This window comes from Alkalibaculum bacchi (genome assembly GCF_937875145.1).
Classification (GTDB): Bacteria; Bacillota; Clostridia; order Eubacteriales; family Alkalibacteraceae; genus Alkalibaculum; species Alkalibaculum bacchi_A.
This window is the reverse complement of sequence record NZ_CALNCS010000205.1, coordinates 1-10,972: the sequence shown is the minus strand read 5'-3', so window position 1 is coordinate 10,972 and position 10,972 is coordinate 1. Positions and strand designations below refer to the sequence as shown.

11 protein-coding genes and 1 pseudogene are annotated in these 10,972 nt (G+C 35.9%); all 12 read right to left on the bottom strand.

Features of this window, described 5'->3' with window-relative positions:
- Nucleotides 1-1,049, bottom strand: a 1,049-nt coding sequence (cbiD, locus tag Q7P22_RS11880) for a cobalt-precorrin-5B (C(1))-methyltransferase CbiD (RefSeq protein WP_303864428.1), incomplete at its 3' end; no start/stop codon positions are given.
- A 4-nt stretch (nt 1,050-1,053) separates the two neighbouring features.
- On the bottom strand, nt 1,054-1,695 hold the full coding sequence (locus tag Q7P22_RS11875; protein ID WP_303864426.1) for a precorrin-8X methylmutase: 642 nt from the start codon (nt 1,693-1,695) through the stop codon (nt 1,054-1,056).
- Between the two features lie 49 nt (nt 1,696-1,744).
- Nucleotides 1,745-1,885, bottom strand: coding sequence for a hypothetical protein (locus Q7P22_RS11870; RefSeq protein WP_303864423.1), 141 nt, complete (start codon nt 1,883-1,885; stop codon nt 1,745-1,747).
- A gap of 27 nt (nt 1,886-1,912) precedes the next feature.
- A complete protein-coding gene (locus tag Q7P22_RS11865) occupies nt 1,913-2,695 on the bottom strand; it encodes a sirohydrochlorin cobaltochelatase (RefSeq protein ID WP_303864421.1) in 783 nt (260 codons plus the stop codon).
- Between the two features lie 281 nt (nt 2,696-2,976).
- Nucleotides 2,977-3,678, bottom strand: a complete 702-nt coding sequence (gene cobI / locus Q7P22_RS11860; protein ID WP_303864419.1) for a precorrin-2 C(20)-methyltransferase — start codon at nt 3,676-3,678, stop codon at nt 2,977-2,979.
- Between the two features lie 223 nt (nt 3,679-3,901).
- Entirely contained in the window at nt 3,902-5,194 is a 1,293-nt protein-coding gene (gene hemL, locus Q7P22_RS11855; protein ID WP_303864417.1) for a glutamate-1-semialdehyde 2,1-aminomutase, read from the bottom strand.
- A 174-nt stretch (nt 5,195-5,368) separates the two neighbouring features.
- Nucleotides 5,369-6,331 carry a porphobilinogen synthase gene (gene hemB, locus Q7P22_RS11850; RefSeq protein ID WP_303864415.1) on the bottom strand — a complete coding sequence of 321 codons (963 nt, stop codon included), beginning with the start codon at nt 6,329-6,331 and terminating at the stop codon, nt 5,369-5,371.
- A complete protein-coding gene (gene cobA / locus Q7P22_RS11845) occupies nt 6,328-7,836 on the bottom strand; it encodes a uroporphyrinogen-III C-methyltransferase (RefSeq protein ID WP_303864413.1) in 1,509 nt (502 codons plus the stop codon). The genes hemB and cobA overlap by 4 nt, the downstream gene beginning before the upstream one ends.
- Complete coding sequence (gene hemC, locus Q7P22_RS11840) at nt 7,826-8,740, bottom strand: hydroxymethylbilane synthase (protein ID WP_303864411.1); 915 nt, start codon at nt 8,738-8,740, stop codon at nt 7,826-7,828. The genes cobA and hemC overlap by 11 nt, the downstream gene beginning before the upstream one ends.
- A 94-nt stretch (nt 8,741-8,834) precedes the next feature.
- On the bottom strand, nt 8,835-9,446 hold the full coding sequence (locus Q7P22_RS11835; protein WP_303864409.1) for a bifunctional precorrin-2 dehydrogenase/sirohydrochlorin ferrochelatase: 612 nt from the start codon (nt 9,444-9,446) through the stop codon (nt 8,835-8,837).
- Entirely contained in the window at nt 9,427-10,659 is a 1,233-nt protein-coding gene (gene hemA / locus Q7P22_RS11830) for a glutamyl-tRNA reductase (RefSeq protein WP_303864406.1), read from the bottom strand. Before hemA ends, Q7P22_RS11835 begins: the two co-directional genes overlap by 20 nt.
- A pseudogene (locus Q7P22_RS11825) lies at nt 10,634-10,972 on the bottom strand (hypothetical protein); the annotation flags it as partial. The pseudogene Q7P22_RS11825 and the gene hemA, both read right to left, overlap by 26 nt.

Here is a 10,972-nt window from a genome sequence, read left to right as displayed (position 1 = left end):
AGTCCAATATTGGCATCATTATGGATTCGAGATAATATATGATAACGAACTCTTTTTAGTATCATGTTTAGAATATCTTCATAAAATGGCTCTCTTTTAAGTAAATCAATGGCCTCATCGGTAGTAATACACTGAAGTATTTTTCGAGTTAAGGCACTATCCCCACCACATGCAGAAGCATAAGCGCCCAGTATTTCCATACGAGCATCAGCAGATTTGCTATGAGTATTCATGATTCCACCTGCCACTTTTATAAGCTTTCCTATATGGGATATGACTAAGACATTTTTAAAGTTTTTTGTGTTTAAGTGCTCTAATACTTCTCCTATATAATTGCTGATCTTTACACTGTGTTCTATATTTAAACTTAAATCTTCCCTTGCAAATTTTCGACCATAATTGCCTGGGAACAAGATAATATTCTCATGACTGTTTTTATCTAATATATCTAATTCTAACTGGAGAGAAGCTACTAATGCCTTTTCACTCATCGGCTCTACAATACCAGTAGTACCTAGTATGGAAATACCACCTAAGATGCCTAGTTTGGGATTAAACGTCTTCTTCGCTACTCTTTCTCCTTCAGGAGCGTATATTTCAATATGAAATCCACCTGTGTAATTAAATTCTTTAGCTGTTTCTTTGGCTACATTAAGAATCATCTGCCTTGGCACCGGATTAATTGCCGATTCTCCTACGGCAACAGGAAGCCCTCTTTGTGTAATTTTCCCTACGCCCTTTCCACCTGCCAAGTAAATTTGTGGAAAATCAATTAATTTGACTTTAGAATAAATGTACATACCATGAGTATTGTCAGGGTCATCTCCCCCATCTTTTATGACAGCACAGCTCGCTGTGTCAGATGTTCTACTGATATCCTTTATTTCTAAATCTACATTCCAACCTTTTGGGGTAGATATGGTGATTTCCTCAACATCCTTATTAGATAAAAGCATTGTTATCGCTGCTTTTGTAGCCCCTGTAGCACAAGAACCTGTAGTATACCCGTACCTAAGTCGTTTCCCGTCTTTGACGATGTATTTTTCCATAAAATCACCTGTTGTTGTCTAGCATATATAGTAAGGCGTTAAAAATAGCTACACCTATTGTACTTCCACCTTTGCGGCCTTCTACTACTACAGAAGGAACATTTAACTTAGCAAATTCTTCTTTTGATTCTGCAGCTCCTACAAATCCCACTGGAACTCCTATGACAAAATCGGGCTGAACATGGCCTTCTTCAATCATATTCATTAGGGAGAAAAGTGCCGTTGGTGCATTACCTATAATGAACATCTTGATTTTTTCTTGTTTGCAAGCTTTTTCAATGGAGACTACAGAGCGAGTGGTATCTCTTCTCTTAGCTTCTTCTCTTACATCTTCATCAGCAACGTAATTTACAAGCTCTCCTCCAAATCTTTCAAGCACTCTTTTGTTAATGCCAGCTTTAATCATATTGGTATCTACGTAGACTTTTTCTCCATTTTTGATGCTCTTCATAGCATTTTCAATTGGGTTATTAATAAACTTTGTAATATCCGCGTATTCAAAATCTGCAGAAGTATGAATCACTCGCTTGATGATCATGAGTTCTTCTTCACTAAAATGCTCTTTATCTTCTTGTTTCATTTCTTCGAATATGATTTCAAAACTTCTTTTCTCTATTTCCATAGGTTGAGCAATATAATTTGCCATGTAAAATCCCCCTTTTTTTTAAGATGGTAAGGTGGTAAGCGAAAACACATTAGTCACCAATGGTGACTTTAGTTAGGCGAACACAGTTTGCCTCTACAACTTCTAGTATCAAGGCAATATTACTTTCTAAATTTTCACTTTGCACTTGTATGTTTTTCTTGTCTAACTGTCCAATCGTCCAACCAACCAACAGTTTCTTTTCAGTTCTTCGCTTTTATTAAATTTGCATCGCCTCTTTTGCATGATCCACAAAAATATTTCTTACTTCCTGTATTTCTCCCATACCAATAATAATGGAATCTACATTGTAGCCTTTTGATAATAGGATATTCTTCCAAGAGTCTTCTTCGTCGCCTACTAAATCATTTTGAATATGATCTCCTGCTACAATCATAAAGGGCATTAGTAAAATATTTTTAATAGGATTTGATGCTATTTGGCTAAAGAAGGTATTTAAATCTGGAAAGCCTTCTACTGTAGCTATATAGACATTAGAATAACCTTTTTCTTTAAGCACGTAATCCATGCAAGAATAAGCAGAGTTGGCATGGTGTTCGGAACCGTGACCCATTAGTAGAATTAATTTGTCGTCTGTATTTTTTGGAAATACAGTAGACATTGCAGGAGCTACTTTTTTATAGTCCTCCATACTAGTTAAAAGAGGGTTACCTATTGAAATGAACTTAAATTTGTCTTTAAAATTCAATAAATCATGGTACAAACCCCGATATTCAGAACCGTTAATAATATGAGTAGGCTGCACTAAAACTTCTTCGTAGCCTTCACTATGTAATTTCTCTAAGGCTTCTGTTGGATTATTAATATGAATTCCATCTCTTTTTCTGATCTTATTTATGATCATCTGAGATGTCCATGCTCTTCTACATTCATGTTCTGGAAAGGCCTTTGATAAATCCATTTCTATTTGATCGATGGTCTTTTTTCTAGTCTCATCATATGACGTGCCGAAACTGACCACTAGCAGGGCTTTTTTATTCATGCCACTTCTCCTTTGCTATTATTGGTAGATTGCTATGTATTGTAATATTTGTTTTTTTCTAATTTACAATTCATTACTGGGTTTTAACAATCGTTGAACAGTGGTTGAACAGTGGTTCAACGATTGTTAAACAGTTGTATGGGTAAATAAGGGTTAGGGTTAACCTCTGTAGGTCTTAAGATTCTTCGCTTCGCTCAAGAATGACTGAGGCAGTTAACTTAGGCCCTTCCCTCGCCTAAAGGCGAGTTTCGCTTTTGCTGACCACCTGACCACCTGACCACCTAATTTCCAAATTTTATAAGAATTATCGTAAAATAACTAATATCGTCTTTAATAAATCCTGTAGAAATCTCTTGGTTTTCGCTGCCACAATTTGAGATGGCGTATACTCTATCATGTAGATTGTATTTTTCAATGGCTGCGTTTATGGTTTCTCTAGAGCTAAAGGGCTTCATGATTACGATATTTTCAAAGAGTTCCTTATATTTGTCAAACTCCTCTAATGAGGTGATTTGAGTCAATACACAGAAGGTCTCATTGCCTTGTACAATAGGTACGCCTAGTTCAGCAGCAGAAGCGCAAAAAGAGGTGATTCCAGGTATGGTAATAGGTTTGATATTTACTTCTTCTAAATAGGGAAACAAATAAGAGTAAGTGCTATAAACCATAGGATCCCCTAGAGTTAAAAACGCAAGATTTTTTCCTTGTTTTAATAACTCTGCAATTTTGGTAGCATTTTCTTTCCACTTTGCATTCAGGGTTTCCTTTTCTTTTTCTAAATCAATCATAGGAAATTCTAATTCTACAGTTTCTACATCTGCCTTTAAATAAGGCTTTGCTATATTAAAAGCTTTGCTTTCTTTTCCCATTTTTGTAATTGGTGCTACAATCACATCTATTTTGTTGATGATGTCAATGGCCTTTTGAGTGATTAAACCACTATCCCCAGGCCCAACGCCGATTCCATATAATCTTCCTAACATATGATGCCTCCCTTTTTTGTGAACAATTGTTAAACGATGGTTGAACAGTAGTGAAACAATTATTAAGCGGTTGTTTCCTGCAACCGTTAACGACGTAATAGATTTAATAAATTGTTCGTCCTATTAGTCAGCTTGTAGAGATCCTTCGTCGCTTCGCTCCTCAGGATGACTTTAGTAGTAGCCGGGGTCAAAATACAGCTACTAGCATTTTTTTGCTGACCACCTATTCAGTTATCTGTCTCATCGCCTCACGATTCGCTGCAATCGTTCTTTCGATATCCTCCTCCGTATGAGCATGTGACAAGAACATTGCCTCAAATTGAGATGGGGCTATGAGGACACCCTGGTCTAGCATAAGTTTAAAGTACTTTGCGTATATTTCTGTATTACATTTACTTACATCTTCAAAGGTTTCAACTTTTCCTTTTGTAAAGAATACATTGAGCATGCCCTTTATACGGTTTACTGTGGCATCTATTTTGAATTCTTTGATGGCCTTCTTAAAGCCTTCTTCTAATTTGTTAGCTTTTTCTTCCATATTTGTATACACTTCAGGGTGGTCTTTTAGATAAGTTAGAGCATTGTAGCCCATGTGCATGGCAAGCGGATTTCCTGATAAAGTACCTGCTTGATAAACTGGACCTACTGGTGCTAATAACTCCATGATTTCTCTTCTGCCCCCAAAAGCACCTACTGGAAGACCGCCTCCGATAATTTTGCCAAAGCAACTCAAATCTGGTTTAATGCCATATACTTCTTGAGCTCCACCATAGCTTACTCGAAAACCAGTAATAACCTCATCGAATATAAGCAGGGCACCATATTCTTCTGTCAATTTTCTCATAATTTTTAGAAATTCTTCTTTTGCTGGAACAACACCCATATTGCCAGCAACAGGCTCTACGATTACAGCTGCTAAATCATTACCATGTGCTTTAAATACAGCGTTTAATGTTTCAATATCGTTATACTGAGCTACTAATGTATTTTTAATTGCATCTTCAGAAACACCAGAGCTTGTAGGCGAACCATACGTTAAAGTACCTGAGCCTGATTTCACTAAAAGCCCATCAGAATGCCCATGATAGCATCCTTCAAATTTTAAAATCTTGCTCCTATTTGTATAGCCCCTTGCCAACCTCAAGGCGCTCATGGTAGCTTCCGTTCCTGAATTTACCATTCGAACCATTTCTACAGATGGACACGCCTCTGTTATTAGTTTGGCTATTTTTACTTCAATTTCCGTAGCAAGACCAAACGTTACCCCTGCCTTTACTACTTCTTCCACTCCCTTTGTTATCACTTCACTGCTATGCCCTAAAACAAGGGGACCCCATGAGCAAATATAATCGATAAATTCATTGCCATCTACATCAATAATTTTGCTTCCATTTCCTCTTCTAGCAAATACAGAGCTCATTCCCACAGATTGAAAAGCCCGTACAGGACTATTCACCCCACCAGGAATATATTTCTTAGCTTCATTAAATAATTCTTCTGATTTATTAAAGTTCATTATTATTTTCCTTCCTCGATATTACACTTGATTTCATCTTTTAATAGAGGGCAGACAGGGTCGTCTGCACCTATAAATTCGGATGTTGCAGTAAGATATTAGAGGTAGGACATTTTCTCGCCCCTAGGCGAGTTTGGTTTTGCTGACCACCTTACCACCTCACCACCTTACCACCTAGCGCAGTTTCTCCATTATCTCCTTCGCAAAATAAGTAAGAATAATATCTGCTCCAGCTCGTTGTATAGAGATTAATGTCTCTACTATTACATCTTCACTCATCAGACCTTCTTTTATAGCCATCTTTAGCATGGAGTATTCTCCGCTGACATTGTAGGCTGCTACTGGAACATCCGATATATCCTTTATTTTTGTAATAATGTCTAGATAAGCAAGAGCTGGTTTTACCATGACAATGTCTGCCCCTTCTTCTAAATCTAGTGCAGCCTCTACTAAAGCTTCTCTGCTATTAGCAGGGTCCATTTGATAAGATTTTCGATCACCAAATTGAGGCGCTGAATCTGCTGCTTCTCTAAAAGGTCCGTAGTAAGCCGATGCGTATTTAGCGCTATAGGCCATTATAGGGACATTTTCATATCCATTATCATCTAAAGTCTTTCGCATATGACCTATTCTTCCATCCATCATATCGGATGGTGCCACCATATCTGCACCTGCTTGAACATGGCTTAAAGCTGTTTTGGATAAAAGGGGTAAAGTGGAGTCATTATCTACTGTCTCACCTTTAATAAGTCCACAGTGACCAGTAGAAGTATATTCACAAAGGCATACATCCGTTATAATGTATATTTGATCACTATATTTTTCCTTTAAAGCTTCAACTGCCTTTTGAATAATTCCATCAGGCCTATAAGCCTCACTACCACACTCATCTTTGTGATTAGGAATGCCAAATAACATTATACTTTTAATTCCTAAATCAATAAGATTTCCTACTTCTTCAATTAATAAATCGATAGAAAAATGGTAATTGCCTGGCATAGATGAGATTTCATTCTTTATTCTTTCTCCCTCTACTACAAACATGGGATAGACAAATGCATCTGTATTAAGCCTAGTTTCTCGAACCATATCTCGAACAATAGCATTTGAACGCAATCTTCTAGGTCTTCTTATCACTTTTGTGCCTCCTCATTTAAAATCACCTTTAGAACCCCATCAATATCATATTTTTCTGCCTCGCCGTATACCTCTAATCCAAAGCCTTCGACGGTATCTGAAGTAATGGGTCCAATAGAAATTAGTTTTTGATTCTTAAGAATATCTGCACTTCCTAATATCTTCACTAAATTTTTTACTGTTGAGGAGCTCGTAAAGGTAATATAATCGATTTCCTTCTTATTAAGAAGAGATTTTACTTCCTCTACTTTTTCTGCTCCTTCTCCAAGAATCGTCTCATATATTTTTATTTCTTTTATTTGAGCTAATTTACCTAGCTCTTCCGCCAAGAAATCTCTAGATTCTTTTGCCCTTGGTAGCAAAATATTGTCCTCAGGTGTTAACATGTCCTTAAGTTCCTCATAAATACCCTCGGCAATATAATTTTCCGGAATAATATCTGCATAGAGATGGTATTTTTCAAGTTCTTTTGCGGTCACCTTACCTATAGCTACAATTTTAGCTCCAGTTAATGCTCGCATATCTAAACCTAAGGAAAACATTCTATTAAGAAAAAGTTTTACTCCATTTTGGCTTGTGAAAATAAGATAGTTGTATTCTCTAACCCTCTTAATCTCTTCTATTATAGATGGTTCATGGCTTAAATCCTTTATTTTGATAACAGGAAATTCAATTGCAGTGCCACCTAATTGGTAGATTTTTTCAACTACTTTGCTGCTTTGATTTCTCGCCCTTGTCACTAATATTTTTTTACCGTAAAGTGGTTTCTTTTCAAAGAAGTTTAAATCTTCTCTTAATTTGACTACATCACCTACCACGATAATGCTTGGAGAAGTCAGACCTTCTCTTTCAGTAATTTCATAAATATCTATCAAAGTGCCTACAGCTACCTTTTGTCTGTCTGTAGTTGCCCAGTTGATTACTCCTACCGGTGTAGTTGAAGCCATGCCATTTTCAATAAGGCGAGCCGTTATTTTTTTTAGCTCGCTCATACCCATTAAAAACACTAAGGTACCCTTTAGTTTTGCTAATACGTCCCAATCTAACTCGTTGCTTTCATCCTTTAAGTGTCCTGTAATTACATGAAAAGAGGATGCGTGATCTCGATGAGTAATTGGAATTCCTGCATATGCTAGTCCTCCAATAGCAGAAGTAATCCCTGGAATCACCTCTACATCTACTCCTCTTTCGATTAAATACTGACCTTCTTCTCCACCTCTGCCAAATACATAAGGGTCTCCACCTTTTAACCTGGTGACAATTTTCCCTTCTAGTGCTTTTTGGCAAATAATATCGTTTATTTCATCTTGTGTTTTTGTGTGATTGCTGGATTCTTTTCCTACATAGATGAACTCGCAATCTTCTTTTCTAAAGTCTAGCAATTTAGGAGAAGCCAACCGATCGTATACGATGACGTCTGCTGCTTTTATGGCGTCTTGCCCTTTTAATGTAATCAATTTAAAATCTCCTGGACCTGCGCCTACTAAATATACTTTACCCTTCATAGCCCTTCATCTCCTCCAATATATCTTTTGCCAGTTCCCAGCCTAATTTTTCTGCATCTTCTTTTGGACCAAAGGCTTTTCTTTTAATTAATGCACTTCCATCTTCGTTTCCTAGCAAACCTTCTATCTCGATATTTTCCCCTTTAATAGTGCATAATGCTCCCATGGGAATATGGCAATTGCCGTTTAAACCTTTTAAGAAGGAACGCTCTGCTGTTGCCTGTAAAAAAGACTCACTATGATTTATACTCTCTATCATTTTGTGTATTTGCGTATTTTCTTTTCTAATTTCAATCGCTAAAATTCCTTGTGCAGGAGAAGGTAATATGATATGAGGTTCAATGGGCTCAATACGATTTCTAAGTTTTTCATATAATCCTATTCGCCTTAATCCTGCTGCTGCTAGGACCACTCCATGTAAATTTTGATCTTCTATTTTTCGCACTCTAGTTTCAATATTCCCTCGAATGGAATCAAATTTTAAATCCTGTCGATACTTTGATAATTGAAACTGCCTACGCTTGCTTCCCGTTCCAATTACAGCTCCCTGAGGTAAGTCATCAAATGATTTATATCCCTCTTTTAGAACGATGACATCTCGATAATCTTCTCTTTTCGGAACCCATGAAAACATTAAGCCTTCTGGTAGTTCTCCAGGCATATCTTTCATACTATGTACTGCTAAATCAATTTGTCCACTTAAAAGTTGCTCTTCAATTTCCTTTACAAATACACCTTTTTCACCAATTTTATCTAAACTTACATTTTGAATTCGATCTCCCGTAGTAGTAATCGTTTTTATTTCAAATGTAGTATCTGGATAATTATTTTGTAATTGGGAAACAACCCATTTTGTCTGAGTTAATGCTAAATTGCTTCCCCTTGTACCTACTATTATTTTCATATATGACTCCTTTGATTTTTTGCAAACATTCTGTATTTATTTCCTATTGAAACCGTGAGACCAATGACCTTCGTTGACATCCATACTTCCACTTTTACAACATTTTTCTTAATTCCTCTACAGACAAATCCGTTAAGCTATTTAAAATCCTTTTTTTCTCCTCTTGATCCTTTACGTTTTTGATGACCATCTCTCGAATTTTTCCCAGTAAGTTTACATACTCTTCAAACTCTTTAGGATACTCTTCTTCTAAGGAGTTCTTTATTTTTTTACTTAGAGATGGACTCTTTCCAGAGGTGGATATAGATAAAATCAAATCCCCTCTTCTTACAACCGATGGGACAATATAATCGGAAGCTTCTCCACTGTCAACTATATTACACAGAATCTTTAATTCTTTTGCATCCTCACTAATGGAGATATTAATATCCTTAACATTTGTAGCTCCTACGGCTAAGTAATTACCCTTTAAGTACTCTTTTTTATATGAGTCCTTTATAAGGGTTAAATTAGAAAATTGATGTAAGAGCTCATTAAACTCGTAAGTAAAATCCAAACTTATTACAGTGACTTTTGCTTCACATTCCAAAAGAGAAACTGCTTTACGGTAAGCAATCTTCCCCCCCCCAAAAACCACTACATCTTTATCTCTCATTTTGATCATTACTGGATAATACAAATTCTCATCACTTCCCAAAAATTTCATCCATTACAGCAATATAATCATCTAGTTTTTCCGCATCATCTATGCTTTTCAGATTAACAATAGGCTTTATGCTTCTTTTAAGAGCAGAATGAATCATTTTTTCTACTACTTCTTTGTCTTTTATAGTAAGATTTGTCTTTCTATAGATATAATCTAAAGATTCCATCTTAATAGTCTCACATTGAGCATTGATTTTTCGGATTAAAGGGTCTAGTTTCGCAGCCCCTTTCCATTTATAAAATTCCTCTACAGAATCCTGTATAATAGCCATTATAGGTTCCATCAGACTCTTTCGGTATTCTATATTCTCATCGATGACCTTTTTTAAATCGTCGATTTCGTATAAGTGAACGCCCTCTAGCTCTCCAACTTCCTTTTCTACATCTCGTGGCATGGCTAAATCAAGAATATACAAATCTTTTTTTAGTTTTGGCATATTTTCTTTTAGAAACAGGGTGTGAGGAGATGCTGTTGTAGAAATGAGTATATCTACTTCTTGAAGTAAATCATATCGATCTTCGTAATAAACAGGACATACTCCTTCAAACTCAATTAATAATTGGTTTAATTTATCATGGGTGCGGTTTGTGATGTATACCTTATCTAGATTTTCTTCAATAATGTATTTTAAGGATAATTTGCCCATATTACCTGCTCCAATAATAAGAGCACGCTTTCCCTCTAAGGAATCCATCTCTTTTTTTAACATCTTCAAGCCAACATAACCGACAGATGTTGGATTTTCGGATATTTTTAAAGTAGTTTTAATATATTTTGCCTTAGTAATAGACTCTCGAAATAATTTATTTAGTAATTTTCCACTGTGGCCTTTTTCAATGGCATATTCTAGAGCATCTTTTACTTGACCTAAAATTTGATCCTCACCTATAACAAGAGATTCAAGTCCTGCTGCTACCTGAAAAATATGATACACTGCGTCTCTATTTTCTTTTATAAATAAGTGCTTTTCAATATCATCCTGCCCAGTATATTCTTTTAAATAGGTACAAACAGAATGGATGCTTTGTTCTAATTCTTCACTTGCTAAATAAAGTTCACTTCTATTACACGTGGATACGATGATAAGTTCATGAATATTCTCTTGTTGTAATATTTGAAAAGTTATCTCTTTTTTAGATTCCGTAAAAGACATCTTTTCACGTATTTCCATTGGCGCAATATGGTGATCAACCCCGATAACTGCTAATTCCATTGATCTCCCTCCAATAATCAAATAGTTTTTCTTCATCTCGAAATAATGGTAAACCTAATTTTTTATGTATTTTCATAAGCCATGGCTGAGAAAGATTAGCCTTTTCTAGTACTTCGTCCATGCTAAACAAATCTTCAATAGATCCATTAGCGATAACCTGACCATGATTTAATATGTATCCATAATCGCAAAGTGTATAAATAATATCCATATCGTGACTTGAAATGATAATCTTTTTCCCTGCCTTAGCTAAAGTATTGATAATGTTGACAATCCCTCTTGTCATTGCTGGGAAAAAGATTATCATTTCAAG

Bases quoted from the DNA above. Each gene is read 5' to 3' on its own strand.
- Q7P22_RS11875 (WP_303864426.1), bottom strand. From the start codon at position 1,695: ATGGCAAATTATATTGCTCAACCTATGGAAATAGAGAAAAGAAGTTTT.
- Q7P22_RS11835 (WP_303864409.1), bottom strand. From the start codon at position 9,446: ATGAAATTTTTGGGAAGTGATGAGAATTTGTATTATCCAGTAATGATC.
- cobI (WP_303864419.1), bottom strand. From the start codon at position 3,678: ATGTTAGGAAGATTATATGGAATCGGCGTTGGGCCTGGGGATAGTGGT.
- hemL (WP_303864417.1), bottom strand. From the start codon at position 5,194: ATGAACTTTAATAAATCAGAAGAATTATTTAATGAAGCTAAGAAATAT.
- Q7P22_RS11865 (WP_303864421.1), bottom strand. From the start codon at position 2,695: ATGAATAAAAAAGCCCTGCTAGTGGTCAGTTTCGGCACGTCATATGAT.
- cobA (WP_303864413.1), bottom strand. From the start codon at position 7,836: ATGAAGGGTAAAGTATATTTAGTAGGCGCAGGTCCAGGAGATTTTAAA.
- hemA (WP_303864406.1), bottom strand. From the start codon at position 10,659: ATGGAATTAGCAGTTATCGGGGTTGATCACCATATTGCGCCAATGGAA.
- hemC (WP_303864411.1), bottom strand. From the start codon at position 8,740: ATGAAAATAATAGTAGGTACAAGGGGAAGCAATTTAGCATTAACTCAG.